This window comes from Winogradskyella sp. (assembly GCF_965656915.1).
Taxonomy (GTDB): Bacteria; Bacteroidota; Bacteroidia; order Flavobacteriales; family Flavobacteriaceae; genus Winogradskyella.
Map to the genome: position 1 here is coordinate 1 of NZ_CBFHMI010000049.1, position 16814 is coordinate 16814.

Here is a 16814-nt window from a genome sequence, read left to right on the forward strand (position 1 = left end):
TTTTGATTAATAGCAATGATGATAAGTGTCTTAAAAAGGCTATCTGTAAAAGATAGTCTTTTTCATTTACCATTCATTTATTTTGTTACTATCTAACTTCACAAAAATGAATAGCAGAATTGTAAATCCCCATAGCCCAGAACCACCATAACTAAAAAAAGGTAAAGGGATACCAACTGTAGGGATTAATCCCATTACCATGCCAGTATTTATAGTAAAATGTAAAAAAAAGATGGAGGCAACACCATAGCCATAAACACGACTAAATTGTGATTTTTGTAATTCTGATAAATAGAGAATTCTTATAATCAATGCAACAAATAAGACCACAACAAAACTACTGCCCCAAAATCCCCATTCCTCACCTACAGTGCTAAAGATATAATCGGTTTCTTGCTCTGGAACAAATTTCCCTGTAGTTCTGGTGCCTTGTAAAAAGCCTTTTCCAGTCCAACCACCAGAGCTAATAGCTTGTTCAGATTGAATAAGGTTGTAAGCTTCTGCTTTTCTCATTTGTTCTAATTTAGCCGGATCTTTTTCTAATCGCAGCCATAAACTTATACGGTTTTGTTGGTGTGGCTTTAGTACATGTTCGTAAAATAATTTTACTCCGTATGAAAAGCCAATACAGATAACCAGTGCCAAAATGTATTGAAAAATAGAACCTCTTTTTTTCTTTCTAAAAAGATATAGGCAAGTTAGAACTATAGTTGTGATAATAGCCGTAGGCAATACGCCAAGTTTTAAACCTAGAACAGCTAATACAATTAACGATAATACTACCATTAAATAAACTTGTTGAAGACCTTCTCTGTAAAACACAAAAAAGAATGATAAATATACAATGGTACTTCCAGCATCATTTTGTAAAAGAATAAGTAACGCAGGAACAAATATGATTGTAGCAACTCGAATCTGATCCTTTAGTGTTTTCATATTTGTTTGAAGATCACTAATATATTTAGCAACAGCCAGTGCTGTTGCAAATTTGGCAAATTCACTAGGCTGAATGGTAATACTACCAATACCATACCAGGAGCGTGCTCCATTAACATCTTTACCAAATATAAACAGACCGACCAAAGCTAAAATAGCGACCAGGTAAATAATACTGGCAAAGCGTTCATAAAATTTGGCTTCAAGTGAGAGTATCAATACAATAATAACAAATGTTAGCCCTATGAAAATGAGTTGTTTACCATAAAGCTCTGAGGTGTCAAAATAACTTGTAATCTCTCCGACATGTGAAGCCGATAATATATTGAGATAGCCAAAACTTATTAGCAATAAAAAAAGGATAATTGTAATCCAATCGAACTTAAATCGTCTTTGGTTTTCTCTTAGCATAATTTAAGACTTGGTTATTTCTGCTTTGAGTTTTAATAATTCTTGAAATTCTTCTTCACTTATAGGTTCTAAAGTGGTTTGCCTATTTATTCCGAATGGTTCACCTGAGTAGGGTTTATCATATTCATGTTCTAAAGAATACCTAAGTACAAAATTCTCCATATCAGTTCTACTAATTTCACCTTTAAGATAATATTCGATCATAAGGCTTGCCATTCTTCCTGCAAATCGACTCCCGAAATAGCCGTTTTCAACAAAAACCGCTATAGCGATTTTAGGATTATCTTTAGGTGCGAAAGCAACAAATATAGAATGATCAGTAAGTTGAGTTTTGGTACTATCTATTATTGCAAAATTTTCAGCGGTACCAGTTTTTCCACAGATTTCAATGCCTTTTACCTGTAGCCTTTTAGCCGTTCCTTTATTATAGACATCATACATGCCTTGTACAACAGGTTCGAAATGCTGTTTCTCTATAGTGGTATATTTTGGATTTGTGAACTTAGAAGAAATAGTACCTCCTTCAATATTCTTTATAATATGAGGTGTGTAATAGTAGCCTCTGTTACCAATTGCTGCAGCCATATTTGCTAGCTGAATAGGTGTGGCTAATACTTCTCCTTGACCGATGGCGTTAGAAAGCGTAAAGGTAGTATACCACCTGTTTTTTCCGTAAGCCCTATCGTAAGTTGCAGCAGTTGGTACTTTTCCTGGTTGACCTACGGATAAATCGTTATTAAGGTAATTTCCTAGACCAAAACTTTTTATATGTTGACTCCAATTATCCATACCTTCTGCAGGTGTATCATATTTATCGATTATTTTACGATATACGTTGGCAAAATAGGCATTGCACGACTCGTATATTCCTGTATTCATATTTACAGGACTTTTGTGAACATGACAACCCATTTTTCGGTTTCCATACCTGTAGCCTAAAGAACAACTAAATCGATCTTCAGTGGTTACAACACCTTCTTGCAAAGCAATTAAAGCATTTAGGTTTTTAAAAGGTGAACCAGGTGAATACATAGCTTGTAAGCCTCTATCGAATAATGGCTTTGCAATACTATCATTATATAATTTTGAAAAGTTTTTAGAACGGTCTCTACCAACCAATAAATTAGGATTGTAAGAAGGACCAGACACCATAGTTAAAATTTCACCAGATTCTGGTTCTATTGCGATGATACCTCCACGTTTATTGGTCATCAGTAATTCTCCATAGGCCTGTAATTGAGCATCTATTGTGATGGTAATATCTTTCCCTGGTTTAGGTAATGTGTCATAGATACCTTCTTTGTATGGTCCAATATTTTTATTGAAACGATCCTTTTGAATAAATTTTATTCCTTTCACTCCTCGTAAGATCTCTTCATAGGTTTTTTCTACACCTTGTTTTCCTATAAGGTCACCCATTCTATAATACGGTTGCTTGGCAATAATACCTCGATTAACTTCGCCAATATCACCAAGTACATTAGCTCCTATAGTTGTTTGGTATGACCTTAATGATCGTTTTTGAATATAAAAGCCTTCGTATTTGTGCATTTTCTCCTGAAGAACAGCATAATCTGTTTTTGATAATTGTGGCACAAAAGGAGATGGTAGTCTAGGTGAATAATTTGTAGCTCTTTCAAGCTTTTTGTTGTAATCCTCTTTTGTGATTTTTAATAGTTCACAAAATTCATTAAGTTCTGTAGAATCCATAGGAACAACATCTCTTGGAATCACCATGACATCATAGGATGGTTGATTAGCTACTAATAATTTACCATTTCTATCATATACATAACCCCTTTTTGGGTAATTGAACTCTGGTTTTATGGCACTATCTTCAAACAGATTATTAGAACTTGTATTATACACCTGAAGATAAAATAAGCGCGCTATAAAAACAAGACCAACAAGGATGACAGTTGTTAAGAGTAGCAGTTTTCTCATTTCTTATTTCGGCTGAATAAAATTATTATTAATACACTTAAAAGTATAGTGAAAATACTAGAAACTAACGTCTTCTTTAGGATTAAAAGTATATTAGAGATGTTAAAAATTTCGAGAGAAAACAATATAAAATGATGTATTAAAGTTCCGAATGTGACATATGTAATTAGACTACCTATTTCAGTATTACTAAACTTTACACTTTGGTGTTCATATAACATACCAAATGAGGTTTTTAATAGTACAGGTCTCGAATAAGCCAGAAATACTGCTGCAGCGGCATGTACACCTCCAGAGTCTGAAAATAGATCTACAAGCATACCAAGAACAAAACTTACCAGTAATAATACTAACCTATCTTCCTTAATTGGAAATAAAAAAATAAATATGATATAGATAAACGGATTTATGTAACCAAGGAAATTAATATTATTACATATAACAACTTGCACAAGTAATAGAACAACAAACCTTATAATATTAGCACTTATAATACTATTCATTGGTTTGATTTTCTAAAGTTTTAATTTCTGATCGGTCTAAGCTTTCTAGTATGTAAACAGTACCAACATTCGTCATATCATTAAATAATTTCACTTGGATAATATAAGTGTCACCACTAACATCAGTAGCAAAACTGTCTATGGTACCTATGCCAATGCCTTTTGGAAAAATTGCAGATTGTCCACCTGTAACTATTGTGTCACCTACATGTACAGGTGCAAATTTGGAGACATCAATTAGCTGGGTGAATTCTGGTGAGTTACCATTCCAAATTAAAGATCCAATATGATTACTGGATTTTAACTTAGCGTTAATTCGACTTTTCTTATTAAGAATTGATAAGACCCTTGCATAACTGTTTGAGATATTGTCTATAATACCAATTATACCCTTAGAGGTAATGACGCCAAAATCTTGTTTAATACTGTCTTTTCTACCTTTGTTTATTGTAAGATAATTATTGGTTAAAGAATAACTGTTCTTATATACATCTGCGGAAAACACTCTGAATTTTTCAGTGGAATACGTAGTGTCAATAAAAGTGGTATCCTTAGAATTTTTGCTATTAAATAAATGTGTTCTGAGTCTTCGGTTTTCTTCTATAAGAATTCTGTTCTCTTGTTCTAAATCAAAGTATTTATCAATTGAATTAACGGTACCATAAACACCACCTGTTAAACCGTTGGCAGAATTGATGAACTCACTGCGATGATAAGAATGCGATTGAATAGTTAAAGCTAATGAAATACTAAAAAGCAATAAAAACAACAGAAATGTTTTGTTTCTTATAACAAAATTGAAAATTTGTTGCATTATTTACTTGTTATTTAATCAATACGCTTTTGTATTTAGATAAGTTTTTAAGCACAATTCCTGTACCTCTAACTACAGCTCTTAAAGGATCTTCTGCAATGTAAACTGGTAAATCAGTTTTTTGAGAAAGACGTTTGTCTAATCCTCTTAGCATAGATCCACCACCAGCTAAATAGATTCCAGTATTATAAATATCTGCAGCTAATTCTGGTGGAGTTTGAGATAATGTTTCCATCACAGAATCTTCAATTCTAAGAATAGATTTATCTAAAGCCTTTGCGATTTCACGATAAGAAATATTAACTTGTTTTGGTTTTCCAGTCAATAAATCACGTCCTTGAACGCTCATGTCTTCTGGTGGTAAATCTAAATCTTCTGTTGCGGCACCAATCTGGATTTTAATCTTTTCTGCAGTTCTGTCGCCAACATAAAGGTTGTGTTGCGTGCGCATGTAGTAAATGATGTCGTTTGTAAATACATCACCTGCAACTTTCACAGATTTATCGCATACTATACCTCCGAGAGCAATAACTGCTATTTCAGTAGTACCACCACCAATATCAACAATCATGTTTCCTTTTGGTTGCATTATGTCTACACCAATACCAATGGCAGCTGCCATTGGCTCATGTATTAAGTAAACTTCTTTTCCGTTTACACGCTCACACGATTCTTTTACCGCTCTCATTTCTACTGCAGTAATACCAGACGGTATACAAACCACCATGCGAAGTGCCGGGTTAAAAAATTTCTTTTTTAATGCAGGGATATTTTTAATAAACAAACTTATCATTTGTTCAGACGCATCAAAATCTGCAATTACACCATCTTTCAATGGTCTAATGGTTTTAATATTTTCATGTGTTTTACCTTGCATCATGTTGGCTTCTTTACCAACTGCTATTATTTTACCGCTTATGCGGTCTCTGGCTACTATAGAAGGATTGTCAACAACAACTTTGTCATTGTGGATTATCAGTGTATTTGCGGTTCCTAAATCAATGGCTATTTCTTCTGTTAGGAAATCAAAAAATCCCATGTGCTGTAATTAATTATTTGGGTTAATCTAGTCTACTTTTATGACTATTCGTAAATGTAATAAATAATACGAAATATATGTGATTATAGACGCTTATTGATTAATTTTTTTTTAGTGTTTAAAATGACGTGTTCCTGTAAATACCATGGCAATATTATTTTCGTTGCAATAATCAATACTTAATTGGTCTTTAATTGAACCACCAGGTTGAATCACTGCGGTAATTCCAGCCTTATCTGCAATTTCTACACAATCAGGAAATGGGAAGAAGGCATCACTCGCCATAACAGCACCATTTAAATCAAAATTGAAAGACTTTGCCTTATGAATAGCTTGGTTTAAAGCATCAACCCGACTTGTTTGTCCTGTGCCACTAGCTAATAATTGTTTGTTTTTAGCCAATACAATAGTATTCGACTTTGTGTGCTTGCATAATTTGGAAGCAAAAATTAAATCGTCAATCTCCGACTGAGAAGGTGCTTTTGTAGTAGCCGTTTTTAAATCGTCTGCACTATCAGTTTTAGCATCACGTTCTTGTACTAACGCACCATTTAAACAAGTTCTTACTGTAGTTTTAGGTAACTCAACATCATTTAAAATTAGAAGAATTCGATTTTTCTTTCCTTTTAATATGTCTAAAGCTTCATCACTAAATGAAGGTGCAATAACGACTTCACAGAATAAATTATGAATTTCCTCAGCAGTTGCTTTATCTATTTGCGTATTACAAATTAAGATACCACCAAATGCTGAAATAGGGTCACCTGCTAAAGCATCTACATAAGCCTGGTGAACTGTATCGCGTTGTGCAAAACCACAGGCATTGTTGTGTTTTAATATAGCGAACGTTGGATTTTCACTTTTAAATTCTAAAATTAGATTTACGGCAGCGTCAACATCTAAAAGATTATTATAACTTAATTCTTTACCATGAAGTTTGGTAAACATAGCATCAAAATCACCAAAGAAAAACCCTTTTTGGTGTGGGTTTTCTCCATAGCGCAACACTTTTCCATGAGTTTCACTGATTTTTAAGACAGCCTCTTCATGGTTTTTATTAAAGTAATTAAAAATCGCTGTGTCATAATGTGATGAGACATTAAATGCTTTGGCGGCAAATCGCTTTCTGTCGTCATCAGAGGTTTTCCCATTTTTCTCTTTTAGTAATTCTAAGAACTCAGAGTAATCATCTACAGAAGACACACAAGTCACATCAGCATAGTTTTTTGCCGCAGCTCTAATTAAAGAAATACCGCCAATATCTATTTTTTCAATAATATCTTGGTGTGCTGCACCAGAAGCTACCGTTTTTTCAAATGGGTATAAATCTACTATAACCAAATCTATCTGAGGGATTTCAAACTCAACTAACTCGGCAACATCACCATCATGATTTTGACGATTTAAAATACCTCCAAATACTTTAGGGTGAAGTGTTTTTACTCTTCCGCCTAAAATCGAAGGATACGATGTTACGTCTTCAACAGGAACTACATTGATACCTAAATCTTTTATGAATTTTTCAGTACCACCTGTAGAATAGATGGTAACATTTAAATCATTTAATTTTTTTACTATTGGTGCTAAGCCTTCTTTACTAAAAACTGAAATTAATGCAGAAGACATTGTTTTGTTGCTCATAATGTTGTGTTGTGAAATTGATGCGGCAAAAATACGCATAATCACTATTAAAATCTTAGTGAAAAACTTAGTTTGTTTAAGAATTTTGTAACAATGGATTGTTGAAAACGTCTTATGTGTAAAATGAGATAATTTAAGTAGTCCATGCTTGTCTATTTACGAGTTTTTAAAGAGAGTTTTTCTTTTGCTTTAAGTGCACTTAGAAATAATAAACTACGTACCTTTCTGTCATTATTAGGTGTGACCGTAGGTATATTTTCTATTATAGCGGTTTTGGCCGCTGTTGACTCTTTGGATAGAAATATTAAGGATAGTTTATCTGGCTTAGACAAGAACACAATTTACTTATCTAAGTATTCATTTGGTCCAACTGAGGTACCTCGATGGAAACGTGATAATTTTCCACAAACGGATTATGACGATTATCAATTTGTTAGACGCAATGTAGCTGATATAGAGGAATCTGCCTATGTCATTTTTGGAGGACGAGAAACAATCAGATACAAAGCTGAAACCGTAAGTAATGTTGAGGTCACACCAATTTCTAATGGTATTTATATTATAGACGATCTTAAAATGGGTGAAGGTAGATTTTATACCGAGTTAGAGTCTGATACAGGAGCGCCTGTGATAGTTATTGGAGTAAATCTTGCTGAAAATTTATTTGGAGAAGCTAATCCATTAGGAAAAGTAGTTCGGGTTTATGGAAGAAAACTCACAGTCATTGGAGTGCTTAAAAAGTATGGCTCTGGTTTGGGAGATTCGCCTGATGATAAGGGTTTTGTGCCAGCAAACTTTGTAAGGCAATTTAAAAATGGCGGATCAGAAGGTTTGCCAGGCGCTGTTGTTATAAAGCCAAAATCTGGTGTAGACATTGGTGCTTTTGAACAGGTTTTAAAACAAAAATTCAGAGCCTACAGAGGTTTAAAAGCAGATGAAGATGATGATTTTTTCGTTAATAAACTATCTGGTTTAGTCTCTTTTGTAGATGGCATTATTTCTAGTTTGAATTTAATAGGTTGGGTCATTAGTGGTTTTTCACTTTTAGTTGGAGGGTTCGGAATTGCAAATATTATGTTTGTAAGTGTAAAAGAACGGACTAATCTTATCGGAATTCAAAAATCATTAGGCGCTAAAAACAGATTTATATTATTTCAATTTTTATTTGAAGCTACTATTTTAGCTGTTGTCGGTGGTTTGGTTGGTTTGGGATTAGTATGCATAGTCTCATTAATTATGAACGGTATTGTAGAGGATTTTGAGTTTGTACTATCCTTTGGTAATATGTTTTTAGGATTTGCACTTTCTAGTTTAATTGGTCTTATATCTGGTGTGATTCCTGCAATTTCAGCTTCAAAATTAGATCCTGTAGAAGCCATCAGAACCGGAATGTAAAAAGGCCACAATTACATTTAAGCTTTTTGTAACAGATATTTTCGTAAAAGCCTTTATCTTTAAGTCGTTTTAAAAATGGCATATGCTAGTATATCTACGATTATTTAAAGAAAGCTTTTCATTTGCATTTAATGCGCTAAGGAATAATAAACTTAGAACCTTTCTATCGCTTTTGGGAGTAACAATTGGTATTTTTTCAATAATTGCGGTTCTTGCGGCAGTAGATTCTTTAGATAAAAGTATTAAATCGCAACTTAGTGCATTAGACAGCAACACAATGTATTTGGCTAGTTTTTCATTTGGTCCAACTGAAGTGCCGCGATGGCAACGCGAGACATTTGACGAGGTTTCCTACAACGAGTATAGGATATTAAAAGAAAACCTTAGCGGAGCAAAGTACGTAGCATTACAATATTATGTAAAACGTGAAAATATAAGATATGAATCCGAGCAGGTAAGCAGTATCAATACTGTGGTCGTGTCTAATGAATTTGCAGACATACAAGTCTTAGAATTTGAAAAAGGACGGTTTTATAATGAGTCAGAATCTAACTCAGGAAAACCTGTAGTCGTTGTAGGTTCGGAAATTGCCAGATCATTATTTGGAGAATTAGAACCTATTGGTAAAAAAGTTAGGATCTATGGGCAGAAATTCACAGTCATTGGTGTTGTGAAAAAAGAAGGTTCTGGTTTATTTGGAGATAGTAACGATGTTTCTATGTTTTTACCAGCAAACTATGTTAGAACACGCTTTGGAGACAATAACCCTAATATTAGAAATATAGTAATTATTAAGCCCGAAGAAGATGCAGATATTGCTGGACTCAAAGCCGAAATAACTCAGATAATGCGTAACAGGAGAGGTCTAAAACCAGATGAAATTGATACATTTTTTATTAGTGTTATTTCTGGATTGCAGGATGCTATTGATGGAATAATTGGTACTATGAATCTTATAGGATGGATTATTAGTGGCTTTTCACTTTTAGTTGGCGGCTTTGGTATTGCTAATATTATGTTTGTTAGTGTAAAAGAGCGAACAAATCTCATAGGTATACAGAAATCACTTGGTGCTAAGAATAAGTTTATATTATTTCAATTTTTATTTGAAGCGGTTATTCTTGCCGTTGTAGGTGGAATTATTGGATTACTATTAGTATGGCTAGGAACACTGGTTGCAAGTGGATTGACCGAAGATTTTGAATTTGTGTTATCCATACCTAATATGTTAATAGGCTTTTCTATATCGTCCTTTATTGGACTGATTTCAGGAGTAATACCTGCGTTATCAGCATCACGATTAGATCCAGTTGAGGCCATTAGAACCGGAATGTAGAAATCATTTTTAGCTCAATAATTTAGCAACTTCCTCACAAACAAATTCTAAAAAACGTTCATCTGCTTCGGTGAATGGATTGGAAGTATTTGAGTCTATATCTATCTGACCGATATTTTCACCATTGACAAATATTGGAACTACTATTTCGGCTTTAACAGTGATGCTACAAGCAATATAATTATCCTGCGCTGCCACATCTGGAACCACAAAATTTTCATTGCTAACAGCCACTTGTCCACATATGCCTTTACCAAATGGTATTATGGTATGATCGGTTGGTTCTCCTACATATGGTCCAAGTTTCAATTCGTTTTTATCTCCATTTTTAAAATAAAAGCCTACCCAGTTGTAATGTTCAATGTTGGCTTCTAATAGTTCGCAGATGTTTAGAAGACGTTCATCAATGCTGAGGCGCTCATGAGATACAAGGGCTAATATTTCGGATTTTAATTTAGAAAATGTCATAAGTGTAAAAACTTTTGGTAAAAGTATTTTAAAAAGCGCTATTATGAAATAGTGTTTTTATAAATTTAACATCAAACAACTATTACTTTTTTGTTGAAAGCACTTTTAATTAAATACAAATTAGTTATTCGGTTTATAATCACATTTTTAGTGGTGTATTCTGTTTTGACTGTCACGTATAATCTGTATTTAAATCTTTCGGATGGGTCAAAATATTTTCCAGACTATTTCACCAACCTTGTAGCAAGACAAACAGATGCTTTACTCAATGGGGTTGGTTATGATGCCAGTGTTGTACCTCATAATGTAGAGCCTTCAATAAAAATTATTATCAATGGTAAATATGTGGCAAGAGTTATAGAAGGCTGTAATTCTGTAAGTATTATTATTCTGTTTATTTCATTTATAGTAGCTTTTGCAGGTAAATTCAAAACAACATTTTTGTATTGTTTTGCAGGTAGTATTATTATTTATGCATTTAATTTAATGCGTATAGTTGTGCTGTCCGTTGGTTTATACCACTATCCTTGGCGACGTAACATTTTGCATACGGTCATTTTTCCTATGTTAATCTATGGAACTGTGTTTTTACTGTGGATGGTTTGGGTCAATCGATTCTCAAAACAAAAGAATTTGAATGCATAAAGGGTCTAAATACATATTACTTGTCATTTTAGTGTTGCTTTTGGTTTTAATAAGGGCTTATGAAAACGTATTGTTTTACGATCCTTACTTAAGTTTTTTTAAGAATGACTATTTGTATATAGATAGTCCTAGACGAGAAGTTGCAAAATTAGTTGGATTCACTTCCTTGCGCTATGTTTTAAATTCAGTAGTTTCTTTAGGTATTTTCTATGTGTTATTTGGAGATAAAGACATTCTGAAATTTTCAGTTTACCTTTATGGCATTAGTTATGTGTTTTTGTTAATTCCATTTTTGTATTTCGTAATCAATCCAAGACAAGAAGACTACTATTTCTTTTTTAATATCAGACGGTTTTTAATACAGCCTATTGGTATAATTGTATTGTTACCAGCTTTTTATTACTACAAACTTAACCGTTAAGACTTTATAAAAATTAGAACTTCAATCTAATATTTTTGTAGCTTTGCGCTGTGAAACATTCGTATTTACATAAAATATATGCATTTACCTTATCATTGGTAGTGCTGTTTTCTACACTCTCATTTACTGTAGAGAAACACTATTGTGGTGATCACTTAGTTGATACTGCAATCTTTTCTGATGCAAAAAAATGTGGTGGTTTAGAAATAGAGGATAGTAACTATGTTACTAAGCCATGTTGTAAGGATACGGTGGATGTCATTCAAGGTTTGGATGAACTCAAAACCACAGATCTTCAAAAGATTAACCCTTCATCAAAACTCACCTTAGTTGCATACATTTACAGTTACACGCACTTATTTGAGAGCTTGCCAAAACAAGTAATTCCTCATAAAAATTACGACCCACCAAACCTATTCAAAGACATACATGTCTTGGACGAGACATTCTTAATTTAATTTATTTGAAACTATTAGACTTTTACGCATCTATTCTAATGATGTAAATTGATAATATTTCAAATTAAATTAAAATGACGCACACATATAATGTTTCAGGCATGACCTGTAACAACTGCAAAGCTTCGGTTGAAGATTCGCTTTCTGCCATACCAGATGTTGAAAATGTTTCAGTCAACTTAGAAGCCAATACTGTAAAAATTAAAATGACATCGCATATCGAAGTAGAAACACTTCAAAGTGCACTTGCTGATAAATATAAAATTTCAGAGCAAAAGCAAACCAACGTATTTGCTAATTCCTCTAAAAAAGAGGATGAAGAAAAAAGTGATTTTAGACAACTCTTTCCGCTGTTTTTAATCATTGGTTACATAGTAGTTGCTTCAATTTTACTGAATAAAAATCCTTGGCAACCCACAGCATTTATGCTAGATTTTATGGGTCTATTTTATATTGTTTTCAGCTTTTTTAAACTATTAGATTTAAAAGGATTTCCAGAAAGTTTTAGAATGTATGACCCACTAGCAAAAGCAGTTCCTGCCTATGGTTGGGTATACCCATTCATTGAGGTTGTACTAGGATTAATGTTTTTAATGCGCTATGAAATTAATATAGCTCTGGTTGTAACATTGATAGTATTAGGAATAACGACTATTGGTGTCACTAAAACATTATTGAGTAAGAAATCAATACAATGTGCATGTTTAGGAACCGCATTGAAACTACCAATGACCAAAGCTACTTTTATTGAAAATTCAATAATGATTGTAATGGCGATAATAATGCTAACTAATACCATTTAGACAATGAAAAAGTTAATTATTATTCTGTTTCTATTACCATTGTTGTCATTTTCCCAAGAACAACTTAAAGGCATGGTCTTAGAAAATAGCGCTGAAAAAGAAAACCCGCTACCAGGTGCTAATGTGTATTGGCTTGGGTCTTCTGTAGGTACCATTACAAATGACGATGGAACATTTTCATTGCCCTATAAATTCTCGTATAATAATTTAGTGATTAGTTATGTTGGCTTTAAAACCGATACACTAACCGTTACTGAGAATAAGTTTATTAGACATGTTTTACAGTCTACAGACGAACTAGATGCCGTAACCGTAACGGCAAGAAAGCAAGCAACTTCAAAATCTTATTTAAAGACTACAAACACTATGTTTGTGAGTAGCGACGAATTACTTAAAGCTGCGTGCTGTAATTTGTCTGAAAGTTTTGAAACAAATCCGTCAATAGACGTCAATTTTGCCGATGCAGTTTCTGGTACAAAACAGATAAAAATGTTAGGTCTTAATTCGCCATATATTTTAATTTCTACTGAAAACATTCCTGCCATTCGTGGTGCTTCACAAGCTTATGGATTAAGTTTTATACCTGGTACTTGGGTAGAGAGTATTCAGATAACAAAAGGGGCAGGTAGTGTGGTTAATGGTTTTGAGAGTATTGCAGGCCAGATTAATGCCGAATTAGTGAAGCCAAATACAGATGATAAACTATTTATAAATGCATATGCTGGGATAAATGGTAGACTAGAATTAAACACACATTTTAATCAAAAGGTAAGCGACAAATGGAGCACTGGTTTTTATATTCATGGTAATTTGAGAAACCAAAAGTTTGATAGAAATGACGATTCATTTTTAGATGTGCCATTAAAGGAACAAATCAATGTTATGAATCGTTGGCAATATACCAATGGTGAAAAAGGTATTGTCAGCTTTATCAATCTACGTTACCTAAATGATAATACGCAGTCTGGACAGGTGGATTTTAATCCAGATACAGACCAAGGCACAACAAACTTCTGGGGAAGTGAGATTAATACAGAGCGTTTTGAATTGACGACCAAGTTGGGCTATGTGAATCCTGCTGTTCCTTATCAAAGTTTAGGGTTTCAAACGGCTTTCAGTTATCATAAGCAAGATTCTTATTTTGGTTTGAATCTTTATGATATAGAACACAACAGTTTTTATTCTAACTTGGTGTATAATAGTATTATTTCAGACTCCCGTCATAAAATAAAAACAGGAGTGAGTTTTACTTATGATCATTATAATGAATTAGTGAATACTGGAATGTTTGAACGTACTGAGAATTCTGTCGGTGGCTTTTTTGAATACGCTTATGATAATTTAGATAAGCTAACTTTGACTGCAGGTATTAGAGTAGATCAGCACAATAGATTAGGCTTTTTCGTAACTCCAAGATTACATTTAAGATATACACCTTGGGAGAAATCTGCATTAAGAGCTTCTGTTGGGAGAGGAAAACGAAGTGCTAACATTTTTGCTGAAAATCAGAATATGTTTTCGAGTTCTAGACAGATCAATATTTTAAATTCTGGTGGTGAAATTTATGGCTTAGACCCTGAAATTGCATGGAATTATGGTGTAAGTTATCTGCAAGGATTCAATTTATTTGGAAGAAGTGCTGACATTACCTTTGATTTTTACAGAACTGATTTTCAAAATCAAGTGGTAGTCGATTGGGAAAACCCATTTGAAATTAACTTTTATAATTTAGATGGTGAAAGTTATGCTAATAGTTTTCAGTTTGAATTTAATTTTAATGCTTTTGAAGGTTTTGACCTTAGAACAGCCTATAAATATTACGATGTTAAAACGGATTACAATTCTGGTCAATTAGAGAAGCCTTTAATCCCAAAACATCGCTTATTTGCAAATGCTTCATACGAAACAGTTTTAAAAGAAAATGGTGCACAATGGAAATTTGACGCCACCTATAATTGGTTAAGTTCACAACGATTTCCGAGTACAGATTTAAGTCCGGTAGAATTTCAACTAGATGATTATTCTCCGACAATTGGTACATTGAATCTTCAGGTAACTAAAGTGTTTTCCCCGACATTTGAAGTGTATTTAGGTGGTGAAAACATTACAAATGTTCGTCAGGATAATCCAATTATTAGTGCAGATAATCCATTTGGTTCAAATTTTGATAGTAACTTTGTATATGGTCCAATTTTTGGAAGTATGTTTTACACAGGATTAAGATTTAGAATAAACTAACAAATTTTTGCCTTCGTAGGAATGGCAAAAAATAAAACAAAACAATATGAAACAAATAATTTTAATTTTCACAGTATTACTCACAACAGCAACCTTCGCTCAAAACAAGAATGCAAAAGCAAGTATGGAAGTCGATGGTGTTTGTGGTATGTGTAAAGAGCGTATAGAAAAAGCGGCAATTAGAACAAAAGGCGTAAAATCTGCAGTTTGGAATGTGGATACACACGAGTTGAAACTCATTTATGACGAACGCAAAACAGACCTAAAAACAATAGCTAAGAAAATAGCTGCAGTAGGTCATGATACTAAGGAAATAAAAGCAACAGATGAAGCTTATGAAACTGTGCATCCATGCTGTAAATATCGTGATAAAGAAGTTGTTAAAGACCACGAAGGAGGTAATTAAGAACTCCTCTAACTTATATGTATAAAAGCCTGAATATTAATTCAGGCTTTTTTATTTCTTAAGATAAAACCTAATGATATCAGCCGTCGAAACAATACCTACTAAGGTTTTATTTTCTACAATAGGTATAGCACGATAACGCCCTTTTGATAATTCTTCGGCTACTTTAGTTATTGCGGTATCTCCACATATGGTATAAGGTTTGACTGTCATTATATCTTTAACACTAAGTTCGTTATAGATAGGGTTATCGTCATTAAGGCCTGCACCTTTAATGTGATACATAAAGTCTATAAGACTTAGCATACCCACCAGTTTTCCATTTTCTGTTACAGGAATATGATGATGAAACTTTTTCTTTTCGTAGATATGTTTTACATCTACAAGCTTTTGTTTAGGTGAAACACAATCTACATTTTGGGTCATTATTGAGGAAATAGGTACTGCACTCATAACACTTAGGTTTTAATTAATACATCAGTAATTATAGTATCAAAAATAACTGTCAAAACCCATATGCGAACTGATTAAGATCATTTTGAGAAACTATGTTTAGTAATATCTTGTAATAAGTAAATAGTAATCTAATAAGTCATGAAAACTAAAACATTAATAGAGTTAATTACACTATCATCTAGCCTTTATGTACTCGCAAGAGATACACATCTTATAGACAATATTGGAGATTGGGCAGATATAAAAACAAAAGATATCAATGGATTGGTTTCAGAATCAGTGTTAGATGAAGATGGCAATGAATTGCCAGTTATGGCTAAGTTAAAACTTAAAGCAGATCACCTTAAAGAAGAATTAGAATCTAAAATAGAAGAAGCAGTATCTAAAGTTTATAAAAAGATAAATATTGCTCACTTAGATGATATCAAAGCACTTCAGGACAAATTAGAGAAAGCCGATGCTACCATAGCCTTACTGGAGGCACGATTAAATAAACTTGAATTAAAATCTTAACATGAGCTTTTATACCGATATAGGGAAAAAATACAAATCTGTTGCGCGTTATAATCAGATACTAAAAGTGTTGGTTAAATATGGCTTTGAAGATTTAGTGCAATATTTAGAAGAAAAAAAACGCTTTGAATTTTTAAGAAAACTAATCCCTAAAACGTCTCGAGAAAATGCGTCCAAATTTACCAAATGGGAGAAAATGCGACTGGTTTGTGAGGAATTAGGACCAACATTTGTAAAGTTTGGACAGATATTAAGTAACAGGCCAGATTTAGTGCCATTAAAACTAACCTTTGAGTTAGAGAAATTGTTGGATAATGTTCCACCAATGCCAGAAGAACAAGCCAAACTGATGGTAGAAACTGAACTTCAGGGTACAGTTGATAATTT

Annotated in this window: 17 protein-coding genes and 1 pseudogene; 10 read left to right on the forward strand and 8 right to left on the reverse strand. The window is 33.2% G+C overall.

Features of this window, described 5'->3' with window-relative positions; translation table 11 throughout:
- Positions 1-66: 66 nt before the first annotated feature.
- The 6 genes from rodA to purH all read right to left on the reverse strand — a co-directional run bounded on the left by rodA (position 67) and on the right by purH (position 7288).
- The gene (gene rodA, locus ACTG3Y_RS10795; protein ID WP_439152936.1) at positions 67-1347 is read right to left on the reverse strand and encodes a rod shape-determining protein RodA; all 1281 of its coding nucleotides are present in this window, start codon (positions 1345-1347) and stop codon (positions 67-69) included.
- Between the two features lie 3 nt (positions 1348-1350).
- Positions 1351-3291 (reverse strand): penicillin-binding protein 2, encoded by a 1941-nt coding sequence (mrdA, locus tag ACTG3Y_RS10800; protein ID WP_439152937.1) that lies wholly within the window; start codon positions 3289-3291, stop codon positions 1351-1353.
- Positions 3288-3794, reverse strand: a complete 507-nt coding sequence (gene mreD / locus ACTG3Y_RS10805) for a rod shape-determining protein MreD (protein ID WP_439152938.1) — start codon at positions 3792-3794, stop codon at positions 3288-3290. The genes mrdA and mreD overlap by 4 nt, the downstream gene beginning before the upstream one ends.
- Positions 3787-4608, reverse strand: coding sequence for a rod shape-determining protein MreC (gene mreC, locus ACTG3Y_RS10810; protein WP_439152939.1), 822 nt, complete (start codon positions 4606-4608; stop codon positions 3787-3789). Before mreC ends, mreD begins: the two co-directional genes overlap by 8 nt.
- 10 nt (positions 4609-4618) lie before the next feature.
- Positions 4619-5647, reverse strand: a complete 1029-nt coding sequence (locus ACTG3Y_RS10815) for a rod shape-determining protein (protein ID WP_439152940.1) — start codon at positions 5645-5647, stop codon at positions 4619-4621.
- A 111-nt stretch (positions 5648-5758) separates the two neighbouring features.
- Positions 5759-7288, reverse strand: a complete 1530-nt coding sequence (gene purH, locus ACTG3Y_RS10820) for a bifunctional phosphoribosylaminoimidazolecarboxamide formyltransferase/IMP cyclohydrolase (protein ID WP_439152941.1) — start codon at positions 7286-7288, stop codon at positions 5759-5761.
- 144 nt (positions 7289-7432) lie between these two features.
- Here purH and ACTG3Y_RS10825 point away from each other — a divergent pair, with 144 nt between their 5' ends.
- Together ACTG3Y_RS10825 and ACTG3Y_RS10830 are read left to right on the forward strand one after the other, a co-directional pair.
- Positions 7433-8683 carry an ABC transporter permease gene (locus ACTG3Y_RS10825; protein WP_439152942.1) on the forward strand — a complete coding sequence of 417 codons (1251 nt, stop codon included), beginning with the start codon at positions 7433-7435 and terminating at the stop codon, positions 8681-8683.
- 82 nt (positions 8684-8765) lie between these two features.
- Entirely contained in the window at positions 8766-10019 is a 1254-nt protein-coding gene (locus ACTG3Y_RS10830; protein ID WP_439152943.1) for an ABC transporter permease, read from the forward strand.
- 9 nt (positions 10020-10028) lie between these two features.
- Here ACTG3Y_RS10830 and ACTG3Y_RS10835 read toward each other — a convergent pair whose 3' ends face one another.
- Entirely contained in the window at positions 10029-10487 is a 459-nt protein-coding gene (locus ACTG3Y_RS10835; RefSeq protein WP_439152944.1) for a GAF domain-containing protein, read from the reverse strand.
- Positions 10488-10580: 93 nt separating this feature from the next.
- On the opposite strand from ACTG3Y_RS10835, the gene xrtF reads away from it, so the two are divergent.
- From xrtF to ACTG3Y_RS10865, 6 genes are all read left to right on the forward strand, one after another.
- The gene (gene xrtF, locus ACTG3Y_RS10840; RefSeq protein ID WP_439152945.1) at positions 10581-11132 is read left to right on the forward strand and encodes an exosortase family protein XrtF; all 552 of its coding nucleotides are present in this window, start codon (positions 10581-10583) and stop codon (positions 11130-11132) included.
- Positions 11125-11553: an exosortase F system-associated membrane protein gene (locus tag ACTG3Y_RS10845; RefSeq protein ID WP_439152946.1), complete on the forward strand. Its 429-nt coding sequence runs from the start codon at positions 11125-11127 to the stop codon at positions 11551-11553. The genes xrtF and ACTG3Y_RS10845 overlap by 8 nt, the downstream gene beginning before the upstream one ends.
- A 50-nt stretch (positions 11554-11603) precedes the next feature.
- Complete coding sequence (locus ACTG3Y_RS10850) at positions 11604-12011, forward strand: HYC_CC_PP family protein (RefSeq protein WP_439152947.1); 408 nt, start codon at positions 11604-11606, stop codon at positions 12009-12011.
- 74 nt (positions 12012-12085) lie between these two features.
- Positions 12086-12814, forward strand: coding sequence for a heavy-metal-associated domain-containing protein (locus ACTG3Y_RS10855; RefSeq protein ID WP_439152948.1), 729 nt, complete (start codon positions 12086-12088; stop codon positions 12812-12814).
- A 3-nt stretch (positions 12815-12817) separates the two neighbouring features.
- On the forward strand, positions 12818-15052 hold the full coding sequence (locus tag ACTG3Y_RS10860) for a TonB-dependent receptor (RefSeq protein ID WP_439152949.1): 2235 nt from the start codon (positions 12818-12820) through the stop codon (positions 15050-15052).
- Between the two features lie 46 nt (positions 15053-15098).
- Entirely contained in the window at positions 15099-15458 is a 360-nt protein-coding gene (locus ACTG3Y_RS10865; protein ID WP_439152950.1) for a heavy-metal-associated domain-containing protein, read from the forward strand.
- 51 nt (positions 15459-15509) lie between these two features.
- On the opposite strand, the gene ACTG3Y_RS10870 is transcribed toward ACTG3Y_RS10865, so the two are convergent.
- Positions 15510-15911 (reverse strand): CBS domain-containing protein, encoded by a 402-nt coding sequence (locus tag ACTG3Y_RS10870; protein WP_439152951.1) that lies wholly within the window; start codon positions 15909-15911, stop codon positions 15510-15512.
- Between the two features lie 141 nt (positions 15912-16052).
- Here ACTG3Y_RS10870 and ACTG3Y_RS10875 point away from each other — a divergent pair, with 141 nt between their 5' ends.
- The gene (locus ACTG3Y_RS10875) at positions 16053-16427 is read left to right on the forward strand and encodes a hypothetical protein (protein WP_439152952.1); all 375 of its coding nucleotides are present in this window, start codon (positions 16053-16055) and stop codon (positions 16425-16427) included.
- A gap of 1 nt (position 16428) precedes the next feature.
- A pseudogene (locus ACTG3Y_RS10880) lies at positions 16429-16814 on the forward strand (ABC1 kinase family protein); the annotation flags it as partial.